General features: G+C 56.1%; 26 protein-coding genes. 16 read left to right on the top strand and 10 right to left on the bottom strand.

Annotated elements, in window-relative coordinates; all coding sequences use genetic code 11:
• Positions 1 to 23: 23 nt before the first annotated feature.
• The 6 genes from VW41_17130 to VW41_17105 all read left to right on the top strand — a co-directional run bounded on the left by VW41_17130 (position 24) and on the right by VW41_17105 (position 7,040).
• Positions 24 to 1,013: a cytoskeletal protein RodZ gene (locus tag VW41_17130; protein AJZ90629.1), complete on the top strand. Its 990-nt coding sequence runs from the start codon at positions 24 to 26 to the stop codon at positions 1,011 to 1,013.
• A gap of 38 nt (positions 1,014 to 1,051) precedes the next feature.
• Positions 1,052 to 2,173 (top strand): 4-hydroxy-3-methylbut-2-en-1-yl diphosphate synthase, encoded by a 1,122-nt coding sequence (locus VW41_17125; protein ID AJZ90628.1) that lies wholly within the window; start codon positions 1,052 to 1,054, stop codon positions 2,171 to 2,173.
• Between the two features lie 115 nt (positions 2,174 to 2,288).
• On the top strand, positions 2,289 to 3,563 hold the full coding sequence (hisS, locus tag VW41_17120) for a histidine--tRNA ligase (protein AJZ90627.1): 1,275 nt from the start codon (positions 2,289 to 2,291) through the stop codon (positions 3,561 to 3,563).
• A gap of 35 nt (positions 3,564 to 3,598) precedes the next feature.
• On the top strand, positions 3,599 to 4,219 hold the full coding sequence (locus VW41_17115) for a membrane protein (GenBank protein ID AJZ90626.1): 621 nt from the start codon (positions 3,599 to 3,601) through the stop codon (positions 4,217 to 4,219).
• Between the two features lie 10 nt (positions 4,220 to 4,229).
• Complete coding sequence (locus tag VW41_17110) at positions 4,230 to 5,411, top strand: membrane biogenesis protein (protein AJZ90625.1); 1,182 nt, start codon at positions 4,230 to 4,232, stop codon at positions 5,409 to 5,411.
• Positions 5,412 to 5,534: 123 nt separating this feature from the next.
• The gene (locus tag VW41_17105; GenBank protein ID AJZ90624.1) at positions 5,535 to 7,040 is read left to right on the top strand and encodes a GTP-binding protein Der; all 1,506 of its coding nucleotides are present in this window, start codon (positions 5,535 to 5,537) and stop codon (positions 7,038 to 7,040) included.
• Between the two features lie 57 nt (positions 7,041 to 7,097).
• Here the strand turns inward: VW41_17105 and VW41_17100 are convergent, their stop codons facing one another.
• From VW41_17100 to VW41_17090, 3 genes are read right to left on the bottom strand one after another with little or no spacing between them, the layout of a single operon-like run.
• Positions 7,098 to 7,805: a cysteine hydrolase gene (locus tag VW41_17100; GenBank protein ID AJZ90623.1), complete on the bottom strand. Its 708-nt coding sequence runs from the start codon at positions 7,803 to 7,805 to the stop codon at positions 7,098 to 7,100.
• Complete coding sequence (locus VW41_17095; protein ID AJZ90622.1) at positions 7,798 to 9,108, bottom strand: cobalamin biosynthesis protein; 1,311 nt, start codon at positions 9,106 to 9,108, stop codon at positions 7,798 to 7,800. The genes VW41_17100 and VW41_17095 overlap by 8 nt, the downstream gene beginning before the upstream one ends.
• Complete coding sequence (locus tag VW41_17090; GenBank protein ID AJZ90621.1) at positions 9,101 to 10,549, bottom strand: glutamyl-tRNA amidotransferase; 1,449 nt, start codon at positions 10,547 to 10,549, stop codon at positions 9,101 to 9,103. The genes VW41_17095 and VW41_17090 overlap by 8 nt, the downstream gene beginning before the upstream one ends.
• 263 nt (positions 10,550 to 10,812) lie before the next feature.
• Here VW41_17090 and VW41_17085 point away from each other — a divergent pair, with 263 nt between their 5' ends.
• Positions 10,813 to 11,031 carry a hypothetical protein gene (locus VW41_17085; protein ID AJZ90620.1) on the top strand — a complete coding sequence of 73 codons (219 nt, stop codon included), beginning with the start codon at positions 10,813 to 10,815 and terminating at the stop codon, positions 11,029 to 11,031.
• A 5-nt stretch (positions 11,032 to 11,036) separates the two neighbouring features.
• Here the strand turns inward: VW41_17085 and xseA are convergent, their stop codons facing one another.
• Complete coding sequence (gene xseA, locus VW41_17080) at positions 11,037 to 12,422, bottom strand: exodeoxyribonuclease VII large subunit (GenBank protein AJZ90619.1); 1,386 nt, start codon at positions 12,420 to 12,422, stop codon at positions 11,037 to 11,039.
• A gap of 170 nt (positions 12,423 to 12,592) precedes the next feature.
• Between xseA and VW41_17075 the strand changes: the two genes are divergently transcribed.
• Together VW41_17075 and guaA are read left to right on the top strand one after the other, a co-directional pair.
• Entirely contained in the window at positions 12,593 to 14,059 is a 1,467-nt protein-coding gene (locus tag VW41_17075) for an inosine-5-monophosphate dehydrogenase (GenBank protein ID AJZ90618.1), read from the top strand.
• Between the two features lie 66 nt (positions 14,060 to 14,125).
• The gene (gene guaA / locus VW41_17070; GenBank protein AJZ90617.1) at positions 14,126 to 15,703 is read left to right on the top strand and encodes a GMP synthase; all 1,578 of its coding nucleotides are present in this window, start codon (positions 14,126 to 14,128) and stop codon (positions 15,701 to 15,703) included.
• A 245-nt stretch (positions 15,704 to 15,948) separates the two neighbouring features.
• On the opposite strand, the gene VW41_17065 is transcribed toward guaA, so the two are convergent.
• Both VW41_17065 and VW41_17060 read right to left on the bottom strand, forming a co-directional pair.
• Positions 15,949 to 16,602, bottom strand: coding sequence for a hypothetical protein (locus VW41_17065; GenBank protein AJZ90616.1), 654 nt, complete (start codon positions 16,600 to 16,602; stop codon positions 15,949 to 15,951).
• 436 nt (positions 16,603 to 17,038) lie between these two features.
• The gene (locus VW41_17060) at positions 17,039 to 17,401 is read right to left on the bottom strand and encodes an HxlR family transcriptional regulator (protein AJZ90615.1); all 363 of its coding nucleotides are present in this window, start codon (positions 17,399 to 17,401) and stop codon (positions 17,039 to 17,041) included.
• A gap of 123 nt (positions 17,402 to 17,524) precedes the next feature.
• Between VW41_17060 and VW41_17055 the strand changes: the two genes are divergently transcribed.
• Together VW41_17055 and VW41_17050 are read left to right on the top strand one after the other, a co-directional pair.
• Positions 17,525 to 18,358 carry an enoyl-CoA hydratase gene (locus VW41_17055; GenBank protein AJZ90614.1) on the top strand — a complete coding sequence of 278 codons (834 nt, stop codon included), beginning with the start codon at positions 17,525 to 17,527 and terminating at the stop codon, positions 18,356 to 18,358.
• 95 nt (positions 18,359 to 18,453) lie between these two features.
• Positions 18,454 to 19,659 (top strand): peptidase, encoded by a 1,206-nt coding sequence (locus tag VW41_17050; GenBank protein AJZ90613.1) that lies wholly within the window; start codon positions 18,454 to 18,456, stop codon positions 19,657 to 19,659.
• Positions 19,660 to 19,711: 52 nt separating this feature from the next.
• On the opposite strand, the gene VW41_17045 is transcribed toward VW41_17050, so the two are convergent.
• Positions 19,712 to 20,329, bottom strand: a complete 618-nt coding sequence (locus VW41_17045; GenBank protein ID AJZ90612.1) for an amino acid transporter LysE — start codon at positions 20,327 to 20,329, stop codon at positions 19,712 to 19,714.
• 185 nt (positions 20,330 to 20,514) lie between these two features.
• Between VW41_17045 and VW41_17040 the strand changes: the two genes are divergently transcribed.
• On the top strand, positions 20,515 to 21,435 hold the full coding sequence (locus VW41_17040; protein ID AJZ90611.1) for a LysR family transcriptional regulator: 921 nt from the start codon (positions 20,515 to 20,517) through the stop codon (positions 21,433 to 21,435).
• Here VW41_17040 and VW41_17035 read toward each other — a convergent pair.
• Genes VW41_17035 through VW41_17025 form a run of 3 tightly spaced genes read right to left on the bottom strand, consistent with a single transcriptional unit; the run spans position 21,429 to position 23,356 of the window.
• Entirely contained in the window at positions 21,429 to 21,800 is a 372-nt protein-coding gene (locus VW41_17035) for a hypothetical protein (protein AJZ90610.1), read from the bottom strand. The two genes, VW41_17040 and VW41_17035, sit on opposite strands and share 7 nt — an antisense overlap.
• Before the next feature lie 18 nt (positions 21,801 to 21,818).
• Positions 21,819 to 22,826, bottom strand: a complete 1,008-nt coding sequence (locus VW41_17030; protein ID AJZ90609.1) for a peptidase S66 — start codon at positions 22,824 to 22,826, stop codon at positions 21,819 to 21,821.
• Positions 22,827 to 22,849: 23 nt separating this feature from the next.
• Positions 22,850 to 23,356: a glyoxalase/bleomycin resistance protein/dioxygenase gene (locus VW41_17025; protein AJZ90608.1), complete on the bottom strand. Its 507-nt coding sequence runs from the start codon at positions 23,354 to 23,356 to the stop codon at positions 22,850 to 22,852.
• A 267-nt stretch (positions 23,357 to 23,623) separates the two neighbouring features.
• Between VW41_17025 and VW41_17020 the strand changes: the two genes are divergently transcribed.
• The 4 genes from VW41_17020 to VW41_17005 are packed head-to-tail and all read left to right on the top strand — an operon-like array spanning position 23,624 to position 26,927.
• A complete protein-coding gene (locus VW41_17020; GenBank protein AJZ90607.1) occupies positions 23,624 to 24,700 on the top strand; it encodes an ABC transporter ATP-binding protein in 1,077 nt (358 codons plus the stop codon).
• Complete coding sequence (locus tag VW41_17015; protein AJZ90606.1) at positions 24,693 to 25,322, top strand: quaternary ammonium transporter; 630 nt, start codon at positions 24,693 to 24,695, stop codon at positions 25,320 to 25,322. Before VW41_17020 ends, VW41_17015 begins: the two co-directional genes overlap by 8 nt.
• On the top strand, positions 25,322 to 25,990 hold the full coding sequence (locus VW41_17010) for an ABC transporter permease (protein ID AJZ90605.1): 669 nt from the start codon (positions 25,322 to 25,324) through the stop codon (positions 25,988 to 25,990). Before VW41_17015 ends, VW41_17010 begins: the two co-directional genes overlap by 1 nt.
• A 37-nt stretch (positions 25,991 to 26,027) precedes the next feature.
• Complete coding sequence (locus VW41_17005) at positions 26,028 to 26,927, top strand: quaternary ammonium transporter (protein ID AJZ90604.1); 900 nt, start codon at positions 26,028 to 26,030, stop codon at positions 26,925 to 26,927.
• The last annotated feature ends 44 nt before the right edge of the window (positions 26,928 to 26,971 follow it).

Genomic DNA, 26,971 nt, shown 5'->3' with positions numbered 1-26,971 from the left:
AACAGTACCAGCAGTTGTAGCTAATGAATACTGAAGCCACTAACGAATCAAATGCAGCACAAACCACAGGCCAGCGTTTACGTAATGCTCGTGAACAAATGGGGCTCAGCCAGCAGGCTGTCGCTGAACGCCTGTGCCTGAAAGTTTCCACCGTCAGGGATATCGAAGACGACAAGGCGCCTGCCGAACTGGCGTCTACTTTCCTGCGTGGCTATATCCGCTCTTATGCGCGTCTGGTTCATATTCCTGAAGAAGAGCTGTTGCCAATGATGGCGAAGCAGGCGCCGATTAAGGCGGCCAAAGTTGAGCCGATGCAAAGTTTCTCTCTTGGGAAACGCCGTAAAAAGCGCGATGGTTGGCTGATGAGCTTTACCTGGCTGATTCTGTTTGTGGTAATTGGCCTGACCGGCGCCTGGTGGTGGCAAAATCACAAAGCGCAGCAGGAAGAACTGTCGACAATGGCCGACCAATCTTCCACCGAACTTTCAACCAGCGGCGGCCAGTCTGTGCCGCTGAACACCGGCAGCGATGCATCTACCGATGCGGCATCTGCATCAACCCCTGCACAACCTGTTGAGCTACCTACGCCAGTGGAGAACACCGCTTCTTCTGCGCCAGCTCAGCAAACTACTACTGCAGATGTGGCGCAGCAACCTGCCGTTGTGGCCCCAAGCCAGGCAGCGGTTGATAACGCACAGACAACGCCTGCCCCCGCTGCTGGCCAACTGCCAACCGACCAGGCTGGCGTGAATCAGAGCGCGGACGCCTCTCAAGGGCTGTCAATGAACTTTACCGCTGACTGCTGGCTGGAAGTTACCGATGCCAGCGGTAAAAAACTGTTTAGCGGCCTGCAGCGCAAAGATGCGAAGCTCAATTTAGCGGGTAAAGCACCTTATAAACTGAAAATTGGCGCACCGTCGGCAGTACAGGTTCAATATCAGGGCAAACCTGTGGACCTGAGTCGTTTTATCAGAACTAACCAGGTTGCGCGTCTCACTGTTGGGGCTGAATAATCAGCGCCAGTTCAGACGCGTAATTGTGGAGATTTACCATGCATAATGCCGCACCCATCCAACGTCGCAAATCCAAGCGGATCTACGTCGGTAATGTGCCAATCGGCGATGGTGCCCCCATCGCCGTTCAATCGATGACCAATACGCGTACCACCGATGTGGAAGCTACGGTTAATCAAATCAAAGCCTTAGAACGCGTGGGTGCCGACATTGTTCGCGTATCCGTGCCGACAATGGATGCCGCAGAGGCGTTTAAGCTCATCAAGCAGCAGGTCAGCGTCCCGCTGGTCGCCGATATCCACTTTGATTACCGTATTGCTCTTAAAGTCGCAGAATACGGCGTCGACTGCCTGCGTATTAACCCTGGCAACATCGGCAACGAAGAGCGTATTCGCACGGTGGTTGACTGCGCGCGCGATAAAAACATTCCTATTCGTATCGGCGTGAATGCGGGTTCTCTGGAAAAAGATCTTCAGGAAAAATACGGTGAGCCAACGCCTCAGGCGCTGCTCGAATCCGCAATGCGCCACGTTGATCATCTCGATCGCCTTAACTTCGATCAGTTTAAGGTGAGCGTAAAAGCGTCGGACGTATTCCTTGCCGTAGAGTCTTATCGCCTGCTGGCAAAGCAGATCGATCAGCCGCTACACCTCGGGATCACCGAAGCGGGCGGCGCGCGCGCGGGCTCAGTCAAATCGGCGATCGGCCTGGGGCTGCTGCTTTCCGAAGGGATCGGCGACACGCTGCGTATTTCCCTGGCGGCGGATCCGGTGGAAGAGATCAAAGTTGGCTTCGACATTCTTAAGTCGTTGCGCATCCGCTCCCGTGGGATCAACTTTATCGCCTGTCCAACCTGCTCGCGTCAGGAATTTGACGTTATCGGGACGGTAAACGCCCTGGAACAGCGCCTGGAAGACATTATCACCCCGATGGACGTTTCCATTATCGGCTGCGTGGTGAATGGCCCGGGCGAAGCGCTGGTTTCAACCCTTGGGGTGACCGGCGGCAATAAGAAAAGTGGTTTCTACGAAGACGGCGTCCGCCAGAAAGATCGTATGGACAACGAGGACATGATTGCGCAGCTTGAAGCGCGTATTCGTGCCAAAGCCAGCATGCTGGATGAAAAACAGCGTATTGATATCCAACAGCTGGAAAAATAATGCGAAGCATGGGAAGCACAGGGCTTCCCGTGTATGATTGAACCCGCACGGCCGTTTACCTGAGTAAGTGGCCTGATTTCGGGTTCATTTTTTGTATATAAAGCAGAGAAAAAACGTGGCAAAAAACATTCAAGCCATTCGCGGCATGAACGATTACCTGCCGGGCGAAACCGCCATCTGGCAGCGTATTGAAGGCATTCTTAAGCAGGTGCTCGCGAGCTACGGTTACAGCGAAATCCGTTTGCCGATTGTAGAGCAGACCCCGTTATTCAAACGCGCTATCGGTGAAGTGACCGACGTGGTTGAAAAAGAGATGTATACCTTTGAGGATCGCAACGGCGACAGCCTGACTCTGCGTCCTGAAGGCACCGCGGGCTGCGTGCGTGCCGGTATCGAACATGGTCTTCTGTACAATCAGGAACAGCGTTTGTGGTACATCGGGCCGATGTTCCGCCATGAACGTCCTCAAAAAGGGCGTTATCGCCAGTTTAACCAGTTGGGTGTTGAAGTCTTTGGCCTGAATGGCCCGGATATTGACGCCGAGCTTATCATGCTGACGGCTCGCTGGTGGCGCGCGCTGGGTATTGACCAGCATGTGAGCCTGGAGCTGAACTCTATCGGCTCGCTGGAGGCTCGTGCTAACTACCGCGATGCGCTGGTTGCTTTCCTGGAGCAGCATAAAGAGAAGCTGGACGAGGACTGTAAACGCCGCATGTACAGCAACCCGCTGCGCGTGCTGGACTCCAAAAATCAGGATGTTCAGGCTCTGCTGAACGATGCGCCTCAACTAGGCGATTACCTTGATGAAGAGTCCCGTGAGCACTTCGCCGGCCTGTGTCAGTTCCTGGATGCAGCAGGCATTGCTTACACCGTTAACCAGCGTCTGGTTCGCGGCCTGGACTACTACAACCGCACCGTGTTTGAGTGGGTGACGAACAGCCTGGGCTCTCAGGGCACCGTGTGTGCCGGTGGCCGCTACGATGGTCTGGTGGAACAGCTTGGCGGGCGCGCGGCGCCAGCGGTTGGCTTCGCTATGGGCCTCGAGCGCCTTGTTTTACTGGTTCAGGCGATTAATCCTGAATTTAAAGCAGAATCCGTTGTCGATATGTACCTGATCTCCTCGGGTCAGGGAACGCAGGGCGCGGCGATGCTGCTGGCTGAAAAGCTACGTGACCAGGTGCCGGCACTGAAATTGATGACTAACTACGGCGGCGGTAACTTCAAGAAGCAGTTCGCTCGTGCCGACAAGTGGGGCGCTCGCGTTGCACTGGTGCTGGGTGAAGATGAAGTCGCTAAAGGCGAAGTCGTGGTTAAGGATTTACGCACAGGTGAGCAACAAAACGTCGCGCAAGCTGACGCTGCCGCCCATCTGCAGGCGTTACTGGGTTAATCACCCGGTGATTATTCGTTAAGGAGAAGGACTGCGTGGAAGTTTACGAGAACGAAAACGATCAGATGGAAGCGGTAAAACGCTTCTTTGCGGAAAACGGCAAAGCGCTGGTAGTCGGGGTTGTGCTGGGTATCGGCGCTCTGGTGGGCTGGCGTTACTGGAACGGCCACCAGGACGACTCCATGCGTGAAGCATCCCTGGCTTACCAGAATGTGACCAGCGCGGTAAAAGCAGACCAGCCGCAGACGCTGGAAGCGGTCGAGAAATTTGCCGCTGACAACAAAAATACCTATGGCGCGCTGGCGGCATTAGAGCTGGCGCAGCAGTTTGTTGATAAAAACGAGCTGGATAAAGCAGCCACCCAGCTGCAAAACGGCCTTAGCAGTACCAAAGATGAGAACATGCAGGCGCTGATCAATCTGCGTCTGGCTCGCATTCAGATTCAGCAGAAACAGGCTGATGCTGCGCTGAAAACGCTGGATAGCGTAAAAGGCGAAGGCTGGGTAGCAATGGTTGCCGACCTGCGCGGCGAAGCGCTGCTCAGTAAAGGGGATAAGCAGGGTGCTCGTGATGCGTGGAGCAAAGGTTCACAAACCAATGCTTCTCCGGCCCTGCGTGAAATGATGCAGATGAAAATCAATAATTTGTCCAGCTAAGAGGGACCCGATGCAATTGCGTAAACTATTTGTGCCTGGGCTGCTCTCTTTGACGCTGCTCAGCGGCTGCTCCCTGTTCAGCGGCGAAGAAGATGTAGTTAAAATGTCTCCGCTGCCAACGGTAGAAAACCAGTTCACTCCGCAAAAAGCGTGGAGCACGTCCGTGGGTGATGGAATCGGTGATTTCTACTCTAACCTGCATCCGGCCTGGCAGGGCAGCACCATTTATGCTGCTGACCGCCGTGGTACTGTGAAAGCCGTGAACGCGGATGACGGTAAAGAAGAGTGGAAGGTCGATCTGTCTGAGAAAACCGGCTTCTTCTCCAGTAATATTCCGGCTCTGTTGTCCGGTGGCCTGACCGTTGACGGTGGCCACGTTTATGTCGGCAGCGAAAAAGCGAAAGTCTTCGCGCTGAATACCTCCGACGGCAGCATTGCCTGGCAGACAAAAGTGGCTGGCGAAGCACTTTCTCGCCCGGTGGTTAGCGACGGTGTTGTGCTGATTCATACCAGCAACGGTATGCTGCAGGCGCTGAACGAAGCCGACGGTGCGGTAAAATGGAGCGTAAACCTTGATATGCCTGCGCTGTCCCTGCGCGGTGAATCGGCGCCGGCAACTGCCTTTGGTGCCGCTATTGTCGGCGGTGATAACGGCCGCGTTAGCGCAGTGCTGATGCAGCAGGGCCAGCTTATCTGGCAGCAGCGTATCTCCCAGGCGACAGGTGCGACAGAAATTGACCGCCTGAGCGACGTTGATACAACGCCGGTTATCGTTAACGGCGTGGTTTACGCGCTGGCCTACAACGGTAACCTGACGGCGCTGGATCTGCGTTCCGGCCAGATCATGTGGAAACGTGAAATGGGCTCGGTGAATGACTTCATCGTGGACGGTAACCGCATTTACCTGGTGGATCAGAATGACCGCGTTGTGGCGCTGAACGTAGACGGCGGCGTGACGCTGTGGACGCAAAGCGATCTGCTGCACCGCAACCTGACCGCGCCAGTGCTGTACAATGGCTACCTGGTTGTTGGCGACAGCGAAGGCTACATGCACTGGATCAACAACGATGATGGGCGCTTTGTTGCCCAGCAGAAAGTGGACAGCTCCGGCTTCCAGACGACGCCAGTAGTTGCCAGCGACAAACTGCTTATCCAGGCAAAAGACGGCACGCTGTACGCCATCAAACGCTAAACTTGTCGGATAATCGTCACGTTTGAAACGGTTCCCTTAGTTCGGGAGCCGTTTTGGCTTTTTAAAAACAGCCGAAAATTGACGCTGTTTTACTAATAAATTTTGAGTAATGAGGCTTTTATAATGGTACCTGTGGTCGCGCTTGTTGGGCGCCCTAACGTCGGTAAATCGACCCTGTTTAACCGCTTAACGCGTACCCGCGATGCGCTGGTTGCGGATTTTCCGGGGCTGACTCGCGATCGCAAGTACGGTCGTGCGGAAGTCGAAGGCCGCGAGTTTATCTGTATTGATACCGGCGGTATCGATGGCACAGAAGATGGTGTGGAAACGCGTATGGCCGAGCAGTCGCTGCTGGCGATTGAAGAGGCAGATGTTGTGCTGTTCATGGTGGATGCGCGTGCCGGGCTGATGCCAGCCGATGAAGCTATCGCTCAGCACCTGCGCTCCCGTCAGAAGCCAACCTTCCTGGTGGCGAACAAGACCGATGGTCTTGACCCGGACCAGGCGGTGATTGACTTCTACTCTCTGGGCCTCGGCGAAATCCACCCGATTGCGGCTTCCCATGGCCGTGGCGTGACCAGCCTGCTGGAACACGTTCTGGTGCCGTGGATGGATGATATCGACCCGCGTGAGCAACCGGAAGAGATGGACGAAGACGAAGCCTACTGGGCTGCGTTTAACGCTAAAAACGGCATTGTTTCCGAAGACGAAGAGTTTGAGGAAGAAGAGGAGGAAGAAGCCTTCAACCCTCAGGATCTGCCGATTAAGCTCGCTATCGTTGGCCGCCCTAACGTAGGTAAGTCCACGCTAACTAACCGTATTCTCGGCGAAGAACGCGTTGTCGTTTATGACATGCCGGGCACCACCCGCGACAGCATCTACATCCCGATGGAGCGCGACGAGCGTGAATTCGTGCTGATTGATACCGCGGGCGTGCGTAAGCGTGGGAAAATCACCGACGCGGTTGAGAAGTTCTCGGTAATCAAAACCCTGCAGGCGATTGAAGACGCGAACGTTGTGCTGCTGGTTATTGACGCCCGCGAAGGTATTTCCGACCAGGATCTCTCGCTGCTGGGCTTCATCCTGAATAGTGGGCGCTCACTGGTTATCGTGGTCAACAAGTGGGATGGCCTGAGCAACGAAGTTCGCGAGCAGGTGAAAGAGACCCTGGACTTCCGCCTCGGCTTTATCGACTTTGCCCGCGTGCACTTTATCTCCGCTCTGCACGGCAGCGGCGTGGGTAACCTGTTCGAATCCGTTCGTGAAGCCTACGACAGCTCCACGCGCCGCGTAAGCACCGCGCTGCTGACCCGCATCATGAACATGGCGGCGGAAGACCATCAGCCGCCGTTGGTTCGCGGCCGTCGCGTTAAGCTCAAATACGCGCACGCCGGGGGCTATAACCCGCCAATCGTAGTGATTCACGGCAACCAGGTGAAAGACCTGCCGGACTCCTACAAACGTTATCTGATGAACTACTTCCGCAAATCGCTGGACGTCATGGGTACGCCAATCCGTATTCAGTTCAAAGAAGGGGAGAACCCGTTCGCCGGGAAACGTAACACCCTGACGCCAAACCAGATGCGTAAACGTAAGCGTCTGATTAAGCATATCAAAAAGGGCAAATAAGCCCTGATTGATTGCCGATGTGCTCCCCGCCAGAAGGGGAGCTCATTGGTTTAAAGGTTAAACTGCCAGCGCGGGCATTTGGCTGGCAAGCCCTGCCAGTAAAGTGTCTGAACTCGCCACCGCACCAAAAATCCCGCCCTGCATATGAATCATGCTCAGCGCCGCTTCGTGATGCTTTAATTCCGTGGCAGCACAGCAGTCGGTCAGTACCAGGCATTCAAAACCTCGGTCGTTGGCTTCACGTAGCGTGGTGTGCACGCACACATCCGTCGTAATACCGCTCAGAATCAGGTTGCGGATCCCCCGACTGCGCAGGATCAGCTCTAAATCGGTGGCGTAAAACGACCCTTTGCCCGGCTTATCAATAATCACTTCCCCCTCAAGCGGGGCCAGCTCCGGAATGATTTCCCAGCCCGGCTCTCCACGCACCAGAATGCGGCCGCATGGCCCCTCCGCGCCGATTTCTGCGTGCATACGTTTTGAACGCCAGCGCTTATTCGCCGGCAGATCGCTTAAGTCCGGGCGATGCCCCTCGCGGGTATGAATAATGGGGAAGCCCAGTTCGCGCATCCGGGCCAGCACGCGCTGGAGCGGTTTTATCGGCGCGCGCGTGAGCGCAATGTCATAGCCCATGCAGTCGACATAGCCGCCTTTGCCGCAGAAGTCGGTCTGCATATCGATAACGATCAGCGCGGTGTCGCTGGCGCTGTAGTGGCCATCAAATGGCCAGGCATAAGGCGTTGAGCTAAGGGTGTAATCAGGCATTTTTTCCCTCCATGGCGTTCGCCGGAGCTTCGCTTTTGATTTTCAAAATCAGGGTGTAACTGATGGCCGCTGTCACCAGGCCAATGACCGCTTCGCCAAACTGTGGGAACAGCAGGTGAGCTACAACGGCGCACAGGCTGCCGATAGCCCAGGCCGCAAAGGCGCTGCCGCGCACATGGCTTGTTTGACGGTTCTGGCTAAATTTGGCCATAAAGATCAAATCAACAATCATCACCGCGCCAAACGGCGGCACGACGATGCCGAGCAGGCTCAGCCATTCAAGGAAATAAGACCACACGCCCGCTAACGCCAGCGCACCGCCCACCACGCCCAAAATAAGCGTCCAGAGCCGCATTTTGCTGTGGAACAGATGGCTGTAGCCCACGGCACCGTTGTAGAGGCAGTGGGTGCACACGGAGCCAAGGTTAATAAACACAAACAGGCAGGCGATGGCCGACAGAATTTCTCCGTGCCCCATCAGGATCGGCAGGAAGTTACCGCCGTTGGTCGCCGGATCAACGCCCGCGCCAACCGCGACGATAACCACGCCGAAGAGATAAGAAATGACGTTGGCGACGGGAAATGCCGAGAACGCGGCAATCACGGCAGATTTCCCATTTTTTGACCAGCGGGTGAAATCTGCGGTCATGGTGCCTGAATCTGCAAAGCCAGCAACCACCATAGTGACGGCAGTGCCCATACTCATTGTGCCCACGGCGGCAGGGCTGCCTTGCCACTGAAGGACGGCGCTGAAATCATGCTGCTGGCTAATCAACCACAGCGCCACCAGACCAAGTACCACAAAGAGCGGAGCGGCAATCATCCCCAGAATCGACAGGGCACGCACGCCCAGGAACGTCACACCGGTGTAGAGCACGATGGCGAACGCCGTCACCGCAAGCGTATTCCAGCCGAAAGTCTCGTTAATTACCGTCCCGGTAAGGCCAGTCTGGAAGGCGTACCAGCCAATCACCACGGTGGAAAGAAAACCAGAAACCAAAATGTAGCCTTTGGTGCCGAAGGTTCGTTTGGCCTGCAGGGCGAAATTCATGCCCGTCTGCCCGGCAAACCAGCTCAGGGAACCCACATAGGCAAACAGCACCAGGTTGCCGAGCAGAATGGCGATGATCGCCGGCCAGAAGCCTAACGACCAGGTAATAATGCCGCCAAACAGCGCGTTGGTGAGGATCATCGGGAAGCCAAACCACACCGCTGAGACGGATCCTGTGGAGTGACGATGGCTAAGCGGCACGGGTTCGTGCTCAAATTCCTGCTCCAGGGCAGGGGATGGTTTCTTATTCATGGAGAACTCCAAATGAAGCAGGGCTGATGTGATCCCATGGTTGAATGCGCTCAAAGGCGGCGCTTGCCGCGAGCACCAGGCCATCATCCAGGTGACGACCCACGATTTGTAGCCCGACAGGCAGCCCGTTCGCGGTAAAACCTGCGGGAACCGAAGCGGCAGGCTGGCCGGTAAAGTTGAACGGGAAGCAGAACGAGAGCCAGTGGTCGCTTCTGACCATGCGCCCGTCGATGATCTCCGGACCCTGCATGTGGAGCGGAAACGGCGGCACGGCCAGCGTGGGTGAGAGCAGCAGGTCATAGCGCTGCATAAAACGCCAAAGCTGATTGCAGATTTTTTTACGCTGCGTGTTCGCGTCGGTGAAGGTTTCGGCGCGCCATTCATGCTGCAGCATCGCGCTGAGATGAGGCGACATTCGCGGTCCCAGTTCGGCCTGCATTTGGCGCATACCTGTCAGGTCACTCTCAAAGGCAACAAGGGCGGCAAATGTTCTGGCTTCATCGGCAATGCCGGGGTCAACTTCCTCCAGTTCGGCGCCCAATTCACGCGCAAAACGATGCGCCGCTGCCGTCGTTAACCAGCGAACTTCGCTGTCTACCGCCACGTAGCCAAAATCGGCGCTAAAGGCGATGCGCAGGCCGCTTAAGGGCTTATCTAACGAGGCCAGCCAGTCGACGTCAGAGCAGGGAATTGAGTGGCGGTCTCGCATATCCGGGCCAGCCAGCAGCGACATCATCAGCGCAGCGTCCCGCACGGTGCGGGTCATCGGGCCAATATGTTCCAGAGACTCCCAGCTGGAAACGCCAGGATAACGGTCGTCGCGGCAGCCAGGCCAAAGCGGCACGCGGCCCATAGACGCTTTCAGACCATAGACGCCGCAGTGGGCGGCCGGAATGCGAACCGAACCCCCGCCGTCGCTGCCTAGCGCAATCGGGCACATCCTGGCGGCGAGCGCGGCGCCGGAGCCTGCGCTGGAGCCGCCTGGTGTTTTACTGCGATCCCAGGGGTTGCGCGGGGAAGGAAACAGAGGATTGTGCCCCACGCCGCTGTAGCCAAATTCGGGTGCGGTAGTTTTACCCAGCAGAATGGCATCTGCCGCCAGGAGCCGCTCCACGGCGATATCGTCTTCTTCCGGCACAAAGTCCTGGTAGGCGGCAGATCCTGAGGTGGTTCTCACCCCGGCGGTACAAATCAGGTCTTTCACTGCCAGAGGCACCCCGGCCAGCGCGCCTAATGGCTGACCGCTGGCACGCTTAGCATCGACGGCGTCCGCCTGTGCCAGAGCAAGCTCCGGCGTTGGGGTACAAAACGCCTGAATCAGGGGCTCACGCGCCTGCTGACGGTCAATGGCTGCCTGAGTAACTTCCCGGGCGGAAACCTCACCACAGCGAATCAGGGCGGCCAGCGCCGTGGCATCTTTATCTAACAGTTCATCAAACATGAATGTGTGCTCCCCGGTTAACCGCATACAGGGGATGATTCAATTATCGTGCCAATGGCTTCAGGAAATTGAAGATTCAGCCGCAGCGCGGCCTGGGATACCAGTCTGAATACAAGCGAGAACCCATGAGGGAACAGGCTGGGCAAGAACGGTGCATTAATGCGCCAGGTTTGCCCGTCTTTTGCACAGGGGCGAAATGAATCCATCTTAACGTGATGGGTATATAATGGGGCTCATTCATGAATTAGCGGGAGGGAAGAAGGATGATTAATTGCCCGACGTGTAAAAACGAACTGAGCCAAACGGACGGGGGAGCGCACTGTAATCTCTGTGACATAGAGGTTCATCTGGAAGCGCTTTGCCCGGACTGCCATAAGCCGTTGCAGGTGCTGAAGGCGTGTGGGGCGGTGGATTATTTCTGCCAGAACGGCCACGGACTGATTTCTAAAAAGCGCGTGGAGTTCGTTCCCGCCGCGCGCTGAGTGGTTTATTCGCTTTTCGCCGCAGGCTTACGCTTACGCGGCGCTTTCACCGGTTGAATGCCGGTTACCTGACTTTCAACCCAGCCGTCATCCAGGCGCGTGGTTAACGTGTCCCCGGACTTCACCTGCTTAGTTTTCTTCAGCAATTTGCCGTCTTCGGCGGTGGTGACGCTGTAGCCGCGAGCGAGCGTCGCCAGCGGACTAACGGCTTCCAGTTGGGCGAGCGCGGTGCCAAAGCGTTGTTTAGTCTGGCTGAGCTGAGCGCTTACTAACTGTGACAGGCGGTATTCCAGCTGCTGCAGGCGGGACTGAGCGCGGTGAATACGCGGCTGAGGCTGCTGCTGGTTAAGGCGCTGACCGAGGCGCAACTGCTGCTGACTCGCCCGGCGCATTTTGCCGTCCATGGCCACGGTCAGGCGCTGGCGCAGGCGTTCAAGGGCGGTTTGCTGGCGGGCTAAACGTAGCTGAGGGTGCTGCTGCTGGAGGCGGTGGTGCAACTGGGTAAAACGTCGTGAGCGCTGGGCGAGGTAATAGTCCATCGCCATTTCCATACGCTGCTGCTGAGCCTGGAGCTGGCGCAGAAGTTCGAGCTGATTACGGCTGACGATTTCGGCAGCGGCGGACGGCGTCGGGGCACGTAAATCAGCGACAAAATCGGCGATAGTGACGTCAGTTTCATGCCCTACGGCGCTAACAACCGGGATCTTGCTTGCAAAAATCGCCCGCGCAACCCGTTCATCGTTAAAGCTCCACAGATCTTCCAGCGAGCCGCCGCCGCGCCCGACAATCAGCACGTCACACTCGTGGCGCAGATTGGCAAGCTCGATGGCGCGCACGATTTGCAGCGGGGCGTCTGCGCCCTGAACGGCAGTCGGATAAATAATGACCGGCAGGGACGGGTCGCGACGCTGTAAAACGTGCAGCACATCGTGCAGGGCCGCGCCGGTTTTAGAGGTGATGACGCCGACCTGGCGAGCCGGAGCGGGCAGGGCCTGCTTGTGTAACGGGTCAAAAAGCCCTTCAGCGCTCAGTTTCTGCTTGAGCTGCTCGTACTGCTGCTGCAGCAGTCCTTCACCGGCGGGCTGCATGCTTTCGACAATGATCTGGTAGTCGCCGCGCGGCTCGTAAAGGGTGATGTTAGCGCGCACTAACACCTGCTGCCCGTGCTGCGGGCGGAAGGTCACGCGGCGGTTGCTGTTGCGGAACATCGCGCAGCGCACCTGAGCGGTATCGTCTTTTAGCGTGAAGTACCAGTGGCCCGAAGAGGGCTGGCTGAAGTTAGAGATTTCACCGCTGATCCAGACTTGCCCCATTTCCTGCTCAAGCAGCAAACGCACCGTCTGATTCAGGCGAGAAACGGTAAAAATTGAGGGGGAATTTTGTATCGACATGTGAGCTGGATCAAATTCTAAATCAGCAGGTTATTAGGTCGATACTACCTTCCGTTTCACTATTAGCAAGGAGTTTTGCGAAAAAAGTGTGGATGCAATCGCTTACGCTCTGTATAATGCCGCGGCAATATTTTATCTGTTCTCATTCACCCCCAGGTTGAGATATTGCCATGCTACGTATCGCTAAAGAAGCACTGACGTTTGACGACGTTCTCCTCGTTCCCGCTCATTCCACCGTTCTGCCGAACACGGCCGACCTCAGCACTCAGCTGACCAAAACTATTCGTCTGAATATCCCTATGCTGTCCGCAGCGATGGATACCGTGACGGAAGCGCGTCTGGCTATCGCTCTGGCGCAGGAAGGTGGCCTTGGTTTCATTCACAAAAACATGTCCATTGAGCGCCAGGCTGAAGAAGTTAAGCGCGTGAAGAAACACGAAAGTGGTGTGGTAACTGACCCGCAAACCGTGCTGCCAACCACCACCCTGCGTGAAGTGAAAGAATTAACCGAGCGTAACGGCTTTGCCGGTTACCCGGTCGTGACCGAAGACAACGAGCTGGTGGGCATCATCACCGGCCGTGACGTGCGCTTCGTGACCGATCTGAGCCAGCCAGTTAGCGTGTACATGACCCCGAAAGAGCGTCTGGTTACCGTTAAAGAAGGCGAAGCGCGCGACGTCGTACTGTCTAAAATGCACGAAAAGCGCGTTGAAAAGGCGCTGGTTGTGGACGCGGGCTTCCACCTGCGCGGCATGATCACCGTGAAAGACTTCCAGAAAGCAGAGCGTAAACCTAACGCCTGTAAAGATGAGCAGGGCCGTCTGCGCGTTGGGGCTGCGGTTGGCGCAGGCGCAGGCAATGAAGAGCGTGTTGATGCTCTGGTCGCCGCTGGCGTTGATATTCTGCTGATTGACTCCTCTCACGGCCACTCCGAAGGCGTTCTGCAACGTATTCGTGAAACCCGTGCTAAGTATCCTGACCTGCAAATCATCGGCGGTAACGTAGCAACCGCCGCTGGCGCTCGCGCCCTGGCTGAAGCAGGCTGCAGCGCGGTTAAGGTCGGTATCGGGCCTGGCTCCATCTGTACCACGCGTATCGTCACTGGCGTAGGCGTGCCGCAGATAACCGCCGTGGCTGACGCGGTTGAAGCGCTGGAAGGCACCGGTATTCCGGTCATCGCCGACGGCGGGATCCGTTTCTCCGGCGACATCGCTAAAGCCATCGCCGCTGGCGCAGCTGCTGTCATGGTTGGCGGCATGCTGGCAGGCACCGAAGAATCTCCGGGCGAAATCGAACTCTACCAGGGCCGTGCGTTTAAATCCTATCGCGGCATGGGTTCTCTGGGCGCGATGTCCAAAGGCTCTTCTGACCGTTACTTCCAGACCGACAACGCTGCGGACAAACTGGTGCCGGAAGGTATCGAAGGCCGCGTGGCGTATAAAGGCCGTCTGAAAGAGATCGTTCACCAGCAAATGGGCGGCCTGCGTTCCTGCATGGGCCTGACCGGCTGTGGTACTATCGATGCTCTGCGCACCAAAGCAGAATTCGTACGTATCAGCGGCGCGGGCATCCAGGAAAGCCACGTTCACGACGTGACTATCACCAAAGAGTCCCCGAACTACCGTATGGGTTCTTAATATTTATGCACCCGGCTTTATGCCGGGTGTTTTTGTTTTGTATCACTTGCCTCGGAATTAACGTCAATGACGGAAAACATTCATAAACATCGCATTCTGATCCTCGACTTCGGTTCTCAGTATACTCAGCTGGTGGCGCGCCGCGTCCGTGAGCTGGGCGTGTACTGCGAACTGTGGGCCTGGGATGTTACCGAAGCTCAAATTCGTGAGTTCAACCCAAGCGGTATCATCCTTTCCGGTGGCCCGGAAAGCACCACCGAAGAAAACAGCCCGCGTGCGCCTGAGTATGTGTTCGAAGCCGGCGTGCCGGTGTTCGGCGTTTGCTATGGCATGCAGACCATGGCGATGCAGCTGGGCGGCCACGTTGAAAGCTCCAACGAACGTGAATTTGGCTACGCGCAGGTTGAAGTGAAAACCGACAGCGCGCTGGTTCGCGGCATCGAAGACTCCCTGAGCGCTGCCGGTAAGCCGCTGCTGGACGTCTGGATGAGCCACGGCGACAAAGTCACCGCTATCCCGTCCGACTTCGTGACCGTTGCCAGCACCGAAACCTGTCCGTTTGCCATTATGGCCAACGAAGAAAAACGCTTCTACGGCGTGCAGTTCCACCCGGAAGTGACCCACACCCGTCAGGGCCAGCGTCTGCTGGAGCGTTTTGTGCTGGAAATCTGCGGCTGCGAAGCGCTGTGGACCCCGGCCAAAATCATCGAAGACGCCATCGTCCGCATCCGCGAGCAGGTGGGTGACGACAAAGTTATCCTTGGCCTGTCCGGCGGCGTTGACTCCTCCGTGACCGCGATGCTGCTGCACCGCGCTATCGGTAAAAATCTGACCTGCGTGTTCGTGGACAACGGCCTGCTGCGCCTGAACGAAGCTCAGCAGGTGATGGACATGTTCGGCGACCACTTCGGCCTGAACATCGTTCACGTTGAAGGCGAAAACCGCTTCCTGACCGCGCTGGCGGGCGAGAACGACCCGGAAGCCAAGCGTAAGATCATCGGCCGCGTCTTCGTGGAAGTGTTCGACGAAGAAGCGCTGAAGCTGGAAGACGTTAAATGGCTGGCGCAGGGCACCATCTATCCTGACGTTATTGAGTCTGCGGCCTCCGCGACCGGGAAAGCGCACGTCATCAAATCTCACCACAACGTGGGCGGCCTGCCGAAAGAGATGAAGATGGGGCTGGTTGAGCCGCTGCGTGAGCTGTTCAAAGACGAAGTGCGTAAGATTGGCCTCGAGCTGGGCCTGCCGTACGACATGCTTTACCGCCACCCGTTCCCGGGCCCAGGCCTCGGTGTTCGCGTGCTGGGTGAAGTGAAGAAAGAGTACTGCGACCTGCTGCGCCGCGCCGACGCTATCTTCATTGAAGAGCTGCACAAAGCCGATCTGTACAACAAAGTGAGCCAGGCGTTCACCGTGTTCCTGCCGGTTCGTTCCGTGGGCGTAATGGGCGATGGCCGCAAGTATGACTGGGTTGTTTCCCTGCGTGCGGTAGAAACCATCGACTTCATGACCGCGCACTGGGCGCACCTGCCGTATGACTTCCTCGGCCGCGTGTCCAACCGCATCATCAACGAAGTGAACGGCATCTCCCGCGTGGTTTACGATATCTCCGGTAAGCCACCGGCGACGATTGAGTGGGAATAAGTTTTTAGCGCAGACTAAAAACCGCTAGCTTCAAAAGTCGCCAGTAAAATCGAAGGATTTTCTGGCGATTTTTTTATTTCTCGCATATTAAAACCTCGCCGTAATCATGCCCCTAACTACCTCCTGAGTTTAAGAACCTACGCATGTGGCTCATAGCTTGTGGAGTACGCAGAAAACAACGACTTTTTTAAGATGCAATAAGTACAAAGCCTTTGTTCTCTGGCGGTGACTGTTGCTCAGGGGTTTTATTCTTCAGGCGGGTAAACATAATCCCAACGAAAATATCCGCATAGCTTGAAAGCGTCATCACTCGCGAGAGATTCTTTTTTCGATTTGACATAGTTTGGCGGCGGACAAGTGACGTTGCGCAACCAATATCCAGGTTGTTCAATGCCTTCTAAAGTGGCCATTTCCTTTGCCAGGGGATTGAGTTCGCTTAGAGAGAAATAAATAAACTCGCCAATCGATATCTTTATCCATTCCTCAGGTGATTGATCTGCTTTTAACGGCGAGGCATGTAAAGGGGATTTGGCTAATTCAACGAAGTCATGTATTTGTTTCATCGACCAGCCACAGAACTCAAGTGCTGGTTTTTCACAAAGGAAAATGTCGAATAACGTTTCCCGTGTATGGTCTGGCGGCGGGGAATACCGTTCAGCAAAATGAACTTCGTCCTGCTCTATAGCATGGAGAAGATAGGCCGCAACGAGGGATTCAAGGTTATGAAGGACAAGCGCAGGATGTTCTCCCGCTCCGCCCCCAATGATAAGATTGGCCGGAGAACAGGAAAAATAATAGCTTCCCCATGATTCCCCTTCCACGGTTTCGAGAGGATGATAAACAGGAAGCCCATTGAAGAAACCAACGAGCTCATGTTTGATTGAATCGATGTAGCTCATAATGAATTGCTTTGTCCTTATTTATTGCCGCCAATAAGCCTCTGATTCGCTCACTACGGCCTGAGTGTGCCAGTGATTTGCAGCGCGAAGCTTATCTGCTGCCTGTGTATCATTGGTATTTAATGGCCGCCAGTCAGAGGCACGGTAATAACCCGAAGCTAAATTTAGAGGCAGAGGGTATTTTTTTAGTGCATCGGTTTGTGCATCTGCAAGTGAAATTTTATTCGCCCCACCTGCAGAAGTCGGGTTTGCGAGCTGTACGCCATCATCTTCCCAGCCACAGACAGAGCAAATCTCGAATGAGCCATAATACTCTTCAAATGTTAAAAAGCCGCAGCAGGGGCAGGGGATATCAATCATGAAATTTATCTACATAATATTTATTGGGCTTCAAATATAGAGCTTCGTTGTGCTTGTGTTGTACAGATCTTTTAACTTATTCACTCTCAGCGTCATACAGCTTCTGGCAGTGCTGGATGGTGTCTATATTTTCCAGCGTCCAGTTAAACAGGCGTGAGAAAGGCTCCTGCAGGGATTGTCCTAGCGGCGTCAGAGAATATTCCACGCCGAGCACCCGGCCATCCAGCACTTTGCGTTTGACCATGCCGTTGCGCTCCAGCTTGCGCAGCGTCTGCGTCAGGACTCGCTGCGTCACACCATCCAGTCTTCGCTTAATGGCGTTAAAACGCTGCGGCTCTCGCAGCACTTCCAGCACCATCATTGACCACTTATCGGCTATCTGATCGAGCACGATACGGCTTGGGCAGTCTGCCCGGTAAACAAGGTCACTCTTGCTCATAGGTATCCTCCAGCATCCCTGGGATGTTTAAGGTGCGTAATTGACGCCAGGTATCCAAAATATACTATCCGGGGGAGGGCGAAAATACGACCTCACTCTTTCCAGATGATAAAGGAAACCCCGATGATAAAGACAAATTACAGCAAGCTTCTGATCTCTCAGCGTAATGGTGTGTTGACGGTGACGATTAATAATCCGCCGGTGAATGTTCTTGATGTCGCGCTCATGTCCGAGCTCACTCACGTTCTGCTGTCGGTGCGAAACGATCCGGCTGTCCATGTTTTGGTTTTTGACAGTGCCATTCCCGAATTCTTTATCGCCCATGTGGATATGACGCTGATTGATGAGCCTCACGCCTTTGATGAACTGGCGAATGCTGCTCCTGATGGGCTTAATCCTTTCCAGGCTTTGGGCGAACTTCTACGTAGCCAGCCGCAGGTTACCCTCGTTAAGCTGGCTGGCCTGGCCCGAGGTGGTGGCGCAGAGTTTGTTGCCGCCGCGGATATGGCATTTGCCGCAGAAAAGCGAGCAGGGCTGGCTCAGTGTGAAGCGTTGATGGGGATCGTTCCAGGCGGCGGGGCGACGCAATATCTGTTGGACAGAATGACGCGAGGGAGGGCGCTTGAAGTGGTGCTGGGGGCGGAGCTTATTGAGGCCAAACTGGCGGAGCGATATGGCTGGATCAACCGGGCATTACCTGATGATGACCTGGACTCGTTTGTTGAGAGACTGGCGAACAACATTGCCAGCCTGCCTGAAGGCGTGATTCAGGCGGCGAAAAAAGCTATCCCGGCTTCCGATCTTCGGGAAGGGTTCCACCGCGAACACGATGCCTGGGCTGGACTCTTCGCCCGGCCTGCGGCAGAGAGGTTGATCCGGGGCGGGCTGAAGGCCGGAGCGCAAACCGTTGAGGGAGAAACAAGGCTCGAAAGCCTGCTGCGCGACCTCAATGCCTGACTCAAAAGCCCGCTATATAAATCCCGATTGATCTGCTAAAACATCTGGCGGCCTGACTACGGCAAAAGTTAAACAAGATTGAGGTAACGAGCACCATGAATAAAGCAGATCATCTCCAGGCGGTCACGGCCAAGGCCAGAGCAATCATGGCCCGGAACAATATTGAGGCTTTGGTGGTGACCACCCCGGACAACTTTTGCCATGTCACCGGGTTTGCCAGTTTCTTTATGTACACCTTCCGCCACACCGGCGCGGCGCTGGCGGTCATTTTCCGGGATGAAAAGCTGCCATCTTTGGTTGTGATGAACGAGTTCGAGGCGGCTGGCCTGCAGTTTGAGCTGGCGAATTATGAGCTGAAGACCTTCCCGGTTTGGGTGGATGTCGATGAGCCTTTCAACCCGCAGCGGGTAGTGAAAGAACGGCCGATTGGCCCACCGGTTGAGGCGGTTTTCACGCTGCTCAAGTCCGCATTGGCGGATGCTGGCGTGCTGGATAAAAACATCGCTATCGAGCTGAATGCGATGAGCAATGGCGGCAAGCAGGTGCTGGATAAGGCGATCCCGAATTTACGGCTGGTGGACTCCACGGCAATCTTCAATGAGCTACGAATGGTCAAAAGCCCGTGGGAGATAGCCTTCTTGCGTAAAAGTGCGCAGGTAACCGAGTATGGCATCAGTGAAGCCTTTAAGGTGATTGGTGAGGGATGTTCGGCGTGGGATCTCACCGCCGCCTATAAAGCAGCCATTATGCAGCACCCGGAAACGAACCTTTCGCGCTTCCATTTGATCTCGGTAGGGGATGACTTTGCCCCTAAATTAATCCCGAGTCGTGACCCCGTTAAACCGGGGGATTTAATCAAATTTGACTGCGGCGTGGATGTCGCCGGATACGGCGCGGATTTGGCGCGTACCGTGGTGTTCGGGCAGCCAACGGCCATGGCGGAGCGAATCTACCAAACCATTTTGCAGGGCCACGAGCACATGCTCGGCCTGATTGGCCCGGGCGTGAAGCTCAGTCATGTGTTTAACGACACGATGAGTAAAATCAAAGCCAATGGCTTACCGCACTATAACCGGGGTCATCTAGGGCATGGGGACGGGCTGTTCTTAGGCCTGGAAGAGGCGCCTTTCGTGAGCGCGGCGGCAACCGAAACCTTTGAACCGGGCATGGTCTTTAGCGTGGAAACGCCTTACTACGGCATCGGCGTCGGGGCTATCATGCTGGAAGATATGTTGCTCATCACCGACGATGGCTATGAATTGTTTAGCCAGTTACCCAGAACGTTACGGCGTTTTGAGTAAGCTTAATCGGGGGCAGTAAGATGCCCCCTTTATTTTCGCTTAGCCATGGGCCTCAGCTAAAAAACGCCAGCTTCACCGCAAATATCGCCAGGAACAGGCCGGTGGCTTTCCCCAGCAGATAAACCATGCCCGGCCGCGACCGCACTTTCTCGGCAAGCGAAGTCGTCAGGAATATCATTATCGAACAGTAGATAAAGGTCAGCACGGCCGCCGTGCCAGCCAGAATAGCGAACGTCGGGATCCCCAGGCTGCGCGCAGGGTCGATAAACAGCGGCAGGAACATTACGTAAAACAGAATGGGTTTGGGGTTCATCAGGGTGATGACCATGCCCTGTAAAAACGGTGTTCTTTTGCCGGTCACCGGCGGCGGCGGCGCGCTGGTTTTGGCCTTCAGCAGCAGCTGTGCGCCCATCCACAGCAGGTAAGCGGCACCCAGCCATTTAATGACCTGAAAAACGTGAGGCGAGGATTCCAGCAGCGCCGCCACGCCAGCAATGGCAAGCCACAGCAGCACCTGGTCACCCAGCAATATCCCCATCAGGCAGAGATAGCCGCTTCGCGCCCCGCCTTTGCTGGCGCTGGTGATCAGGATCAGATTGCCGGGGCCGGGAATGATTAACAGCAGGATGAAAGAGACGACAAAGGTGCCGTAATGGATGATGCCGGGCATGCTCAGGTTTTCCTTAAAAGTGCTTGGTTCGGGTGGTGCATTCTTGCTTTTATGCGCCGTACTGGCTGGCTTTATGATGGAAAGGAAGGCCGGTAGGCGGCAACCGAAAACCGTGATATGTTTTCCTTATCTATGAAGAAATTCGATTTGTCGAAACACGTCACGTCCAATAACTGACTGAAAATATGGCCGGAATAAAGCTAAATCAGCTGGAAATGCTGATAGCCGCAGTTGAAAACAATGGTTTTAGCGCCGCAGCCGCAGCATTGGGCTGTACGCAGTCGCGCATCAGCCACGCCATTGCCGAGCTGGAGCAGCACCTGAACGTGCGCCTGCTGCATCGCTCGCGCAGCGGCTGTATTCCGACTGCCGCCTGCACGCAAATCCTCAAAGATGCTAAAAAAATCATGCAGCTGCTGGACGGCATTGAACAGACGGCGGCCGAAGCGCCACAGCTTGCCGGGCGTGTGCGGGTGGCCTGTTTCCGCAGCGCGACGGCTAACCTGCTGCCGCCTTATTTTGAAGCGCTGGCCACGGCCTTGCCCGATATCCATCTGGATATCGATGACGGCGCGACGGAATACCATCACCTCAACGACGCGGTGGTATCCGGGCGGGCGGATATCGGTATTACCATTCAGGGCTACCCGGATTCGCTGCACGGCGTGCCGTACATCAGCGATCCTTACGTGCTGATGCTGCCCCGCAGCTTCCGCCTGCGGCAGCCTTTTAGCTGGCATCAACTGGAAAACCTGCCATTTATCCAGCCGAATGCGAACACGCTGAGCCCCGCCGTGGAGCGCTGTCGTGAGATGGGGCTGCGTAATGAGGTGGTGCATAAGCTGGCCAGCGACAGCGGGATTGTCGGGCTGGTGAATCAGGGCCTGGGGTTCTCCATTATGCCGTGGCTTTCGGTGCTGCCGGTGCCGGAAAATATGCGCATTCTGGATTTACCCCAGCCGCTGCGCCGCCATCTGTTCATCGTCACCCGCCCAGAGCTGCGCCACGACAAAGTGATCGCCACGCTGATTAACTTCCTGCGCGACAAGGCGCTGATCCGCACGACCAGCGTCTGGCGTTCAGGCATGCTGGCGTTCGATTACTGAGCGGCGTTGGCCAGGCGCTGTTGAAGTCTCGCAAGATCCGGCAAAAACCAGCAGCTTTTGCCCCGATTGCATTCCACGATCAGCGCTTCGAGCGCCTGGCTCTTACTTTGCCAGGGCCCAACGTCCCCGAGGATCGCCACCCCAAGCCGGTAATTCACCAGCTTTTGTAGCCACAGGCCCGCTACGCCGGTACGCAAATCGAAAAAGCTACCAGGCAGCCGCGCGACGGGGATCGCGATCCACTCCGCCTGTACCTCAATGGCCTGGCTGATGCCTTCCCGCATCGCGTCGTCATCAAACGGGGCGCCTTGCTCAGTAAAACGGAGCACTCTGGTTTTCCCTGCCTGAATAATTTCTTCTGCCACAGTTTCGACTCCTCTGTTTTATGCCAGCCACTGGCTGGTCAACGAAATGGCCTGAGTGTCAAAGTCGATGCGCATCCGCACGCCGAGCGGGAGCGTCAGCATTGGGTGCGTATGGCAGCAGTCGAAATCGGAGACAATGGGGATCTCGCGGCCATTCAGCACTTCCCTCAGGATTTGTAGCGGCGTTTTTCCGCTGCCCTGGTCGTCAAACAGCTCGTGTCTGCCGAGCACAATGGCGGCGATGCGGTCGAACACGCCGCACAGCAAAAGATGGGCAAACTCTCGCTCCAGCTCCGCCGCGCTGTGCAGGCTATCCTCAATAAACAGAATATCGCCCCGGTTGATATCGGGCATGTATTCGCTGCCCCAGATGCCGTAAAGCGTATTCAGGTTGCCGCCGATGACGCGGCCTTCTACCTTGCCTGCGCCCTCGAAGCACCAGCCACCCGGCTGCAAGATTTTTGCCCGGGACTGCGTTTCCCAGTCGATCATCTCCTCGGTCCATGCTGCGGGCTGGCTGAGCGTGTACGGCAGCGCCTGTGGTCGGCTGAGGACATCGAGGAAATAGTCAAACGTGCTGTCGACCAGCGGAGGTAACTCACCCAAAGACGCTACCACCACCGGGCCATAAAAGGTAATCAGCCCGGTTCTCTGATAGATGCCCACCAGCAGCGCGGTCACGTCCGAATAGCCGATGATGATTTTGGGATCTTTCATCAGCTGTGCGTAGTCGATATATGGCAGCAGCGAGTTGCTGTTTAAGCCGCCGATGGCCGAAATAATGCAGCGCACTCTGGGGTCATGTAAAAGGGCATTAAACTCATCCGCCCGCTCGCGAATGGAGCCAGAACGCCAGAAATCCTTTTTGCCCGTCAGGCTGCCTTCCCTCAGACAAAACCCCTGCGACTCGATAAAAGCTTTCGCCCTTTGGTAGCGCTGTGGCGCAAAGGCGGTAGCCGCCGATGAGGGGGAAAACACGGCGATCGTATCTCCCGCCGTTAAAGGGCGAGCATAAATCTGGGGCATAGCGGCTTCTCCCTGTGGGTCAGTCAGCGGCTGGTAGTCGCCGGGAAAACAAACTCAAACTCTTCCTGTTCAAATTCATCGGGCGCTTCCCACAGGCTGCTGGCGATGTCAAAAATCTCGTCCGACACTACCATCGAGAATGTTTCCCCTTGCTCGGTATTGCGGCGCTGTACGCGCTCGCGGCGAACGTTTTTAGGTGCATCAAGGACGTGTACGCAAAACGGGATGCCTTCTGCCTGAAGCCGGCGGAGCAGGGCGAGCCTTGGGCCTTGCTGAATTAACCCCAGCTCCAGCGCAATGCTGTTGGTGGCAAGCACCGTGCGGGCATAGCTCAGGATAAGCTCGATAAGCCGGTCTTTGCGCTCTACGTACCAGGGCACAAAATTCCCGGCCGGGCGATCGGGGCTATAGAGCCGCACGAACCACTCATCCAGCGCGATATGGGTAAAACCGTCGCTTTTGGCCAGGGCTTTAGCGTAGGTCGATTTACCCGCGCCAACCGGGCCTTCAATAAAGTGTATTTGGTTCATTGGATAAGTTTTCTGTAGGGGGAATTATCAGGCGCGTTTTAGCGCGTATTCACCGATAGTAGCGTGAGGAACAGCTTTTAAATAGCTACCTTATTTGTTGTTTTTATATGAAATAACCCGATGATTGCTGATAGTTATTTTCTGGCAATTCTTAGCATCATGTTGAATTTGTGAACGCTTTTGACTCTGCAATACTCCCCCGACGTGTGCTGAAACGTATAAGCCCGAAGGGCAAAATTGCGCGGTATGAGGAAGTGCAGAAGCATCATGATTCAACTAGAAAATATCAATAAGATCTATCCGGGCAATGTGCAGCACGCGATCAACTCGCTGAATATGACCATCAACGAAGGGGAGTTTTGCACCTTTGTTGGCCCCAGCGGCTGCGGGAAAACCACCACGCTGCGAATGATCAACCGGCTGGATATTCCGGACAGCGGCGAGGTCTACATTCAGGGCCAGCCGCTCTCCAGCGCCGACATCATTCAGGTGCGCCGTAAAATAGGCTTTGTGATGCAAAGCCCTGCGCTGTTTCCTCATCGCACCGTCGCGGAAAATATCGCTACCGTGCCGCGTCTTTTAGGCTGGGACAAGCGGGCCATTTCCCGCCGTATTGACGAGCTGGTGGCGCTGATGTCCCTGAACCCGCTGGTGCTGAAGCGGTATCCCCATCAGCTTTCCGGCGGGCAGCAAAGTCGGGTTTCTATCGCCCGCGCCCTTGCGGCAGATCCGCCGATTTTGCTGATGGATGAGCCCTTTGCCGCCATCGATCCCGTCGTGCGCGATCGGCTTCAGGGCGAGCTTCTGGCGCTGCAGGCCCGGCTGCATAAAACCATTATTCTGGTGACCCATGATATCAACGAGGCGATTCGCCTCGGCGACCGTATAGCCATTTTCCGCGAAGGCGGGCACCTCGGGCAGTTTGATACCCCGGACAACATTCTCTCCTGGCCCGCCAGCGATTTTGTGCGTGACTTTATTGGCCCCGAGCCCAATCTCAAGCGCCTCGGCATGATGCGCGTGGGCGATCTGCCGCGACGGGATGTGCCGGTCTTCACGCACGGGGAACCAACATCTTCCGACCCTAACTTGCTCCACGGGCAGCGCGCGCTGGTCCTGGACGCCGAAGGGCGGCCTCAGCACTGGCAGGAAAACGGTCAGCAACTGCCGGTCCGTATTGCCAAAGAAAGTGATTCCCTGCGCCACGTTTACAGCGCCTTGCTCGACGTCCCGCAGGGGGTGCTGGTGCGCGTCACTGCGGCAGGGCATTACGCTGGCGCCGTGGACAGCGCTCTGTTAAGCGATGCGCTTAGCCAGCATCAGGAGCTACACCGCAATGATTGACTGGCAATGGGTGACCGACAATCTCGACATGATAGGCGAGCTGATGCTGCAGCATTTGCAGATGGTGCTGCTGTCACTGGCGATGGGCACGCTGCTTACCGCCGGAATGCTTGTACTGTCCATCGTCTGGCCCGCGCTGTCCGGCCCGCTGATTTCCCTGAGCGGGGTGCTGTTTACCATCCCGTCGCTGGCGCTGTTTATTCTGCTGCTACCCTGGACCGGACTGTCAGTTACCACGGCGGTCATCGGCCTGACGCTTTATTCGCTGCTGATCCTGTTGCGTAACGTACTGGCAGGCATGCAAAAACTACCCGCCGATGTGCTGGAGTCTGGCCGGGCCTTGGGCTACACGCGCTTTGGCCGCTTTATCGAAGTGGAGCTGTTTCTCATTTTGCCCGCGCTGTTTGCCGGGCTGCGCATCGCCTCCGTGACGCTGGTGGGTTTAGTGATCGTGACCGCGCTGATAGGCCAGGGCGGGCTGGGGCAGCTCATGATCCTCGGGTTCAACCAAAACTTTTTAACGCCGATTTTGGTCAGCCTGGCGCTGAGCCTTGTGCTGTCGCTGGGACTTGACCTGCTGATTGCACGTCTCGGCTACAGCCTGACGGGGTGGACGCGCTAATGGATATCGTACATCAAACCTGGCTTTGGTTTTTACAGGCCGACCACTGGGGCGGCGACCTCGGCATATGGCACCGCTTTGGTGAGCATCTCTATTACGTGCTGGTAAGCCTGCTGCTCGGGGCGCTGATCGCCCAGCCGCTCGGCATTTTGCTTGGCTACTGGCGGCGTGGGGCATTTTTCGCCATCAACCTGTTCAACATTGGCCAGGCGTTCCCTTCGCTGGGGATAATCTTGCTGTGCATCATGCTGCTGGGTTTTAACGATGTGCCGGTGTTTATCGCCCTCGTCGCGCTGGCTATTCCGCCGATGCTGACCAACACCTATGTCGGGATCAGCCACGCCGATCAAACGCTGTGCGATGCGGCAAAAGCGATGGGCATGACGCCGCTGCAAAGCCTGATCAGAGTGCGTATTCCGCTGGCAATGCCGCTGATTTTTGCCGGCATTCGTACCTCGCTCCTGCAGCTTATTGCGACGGCGGTGGTTGCCGCTTATGCCGGGCTGGATGGCCTCGGGCGCTTCCTGATCGATGGCCTGGGGCAGCGTGACTACCCGCAGGTGATCGCCGGTTCGGTAGTGATTTCCCTGCTGGCGGTTGGCTGTGAGCTACTGATGTCGCAGGTGGCTAAGCGCTGGCTCAATTTTGCAATACCAACCGCAGGTTAACGCCTGCGCACAACACAACATAAAAGAGAGAAGGGTGATGATGATGAAAAATTGGCTGACGACGGCAAGCAAGGGATTCCGGCTGACTTTACTGGCTGCCGGGCTGGCAAGCGTGGGGTTTGCGGCACACGCGGAAACCGTCACGATTGGCGGTGCAAACTACTCAGAACAAACGATCCTGGCCAACATTTACGCCAGTGCGCTGAAGCAGCAGGGCATTGAGGTGAAAACTCGGCTTAACCTCGGCAACCGCGAAATCATCATTCCGGCGCTGAAATCCGGCGAGTTGGATGTGGTGCCGGAGTACCTCGGCGCGCTGCTGAACTACTACCACGGCGGCAGTAAAGCGACGACCGAACAGGAAGTCTCTGCCGAACTGCAACAGGCGCTGCCTGCGGATTTAGCATTGCTGAAACCGTCCTCGGCGGCCTCTATCACCGCATGGGGCGTGCGCGAAGAAACGGCCAAAAAATATAACCTGAAAACCCTGTCCGACCTGGCGAAGGTTGCCCCTGAGCTGGTGGTCGGTGGCCCGCCGGAAGTTGCGACCCGCGCCCTTGGCCTGCCGGGGCTGGAACGCGTGTATGGCATCAAATTCAAATCCTTTAAGTCGCTGGATATCGGTGGCCCGCTGAGCCGCCTGGCGCTGAACTCCGGCAAAATCGACGTGGCGACGCTGGTTTCGACCCAGGGCGATCTGCTGAAAGAGAAGTGGGTGGTGCTGGAGGATGACAAGCACGAGCAGCCGGCCCAGAACCTGGTGCCGCTGGTGCATAAAGGCGCCGTTTCGCCGAAAGTGGAAGATGTTCTCAACGATATCTCCGCGAAGTTAACCACCAAAGATTTGATCCAGCTAAACAAGCTGGTGGATGTCGATCATAAAGATCCGGCTAAAGTTGCCGACCAGTGGGTAAAAGAAAAACTGGCCGCTAAATAACGAGTCCCCGGCCAGGGAGGGCCATTTCACTACGAGTATCCCGC

Source organism: Klebsiella michiganensis (assembly GCA_000963575.1).
Classification (GTDB): Bacteria; Pseudomonadota; Gammaproteobacteria; order Enterobacterales; family Enterobacteriaceae; genus Cedecea; species Cedecea michiganensis_A.
This window is presented reverse-complemented; position numbering and strand designations above follow the sequence as displayed.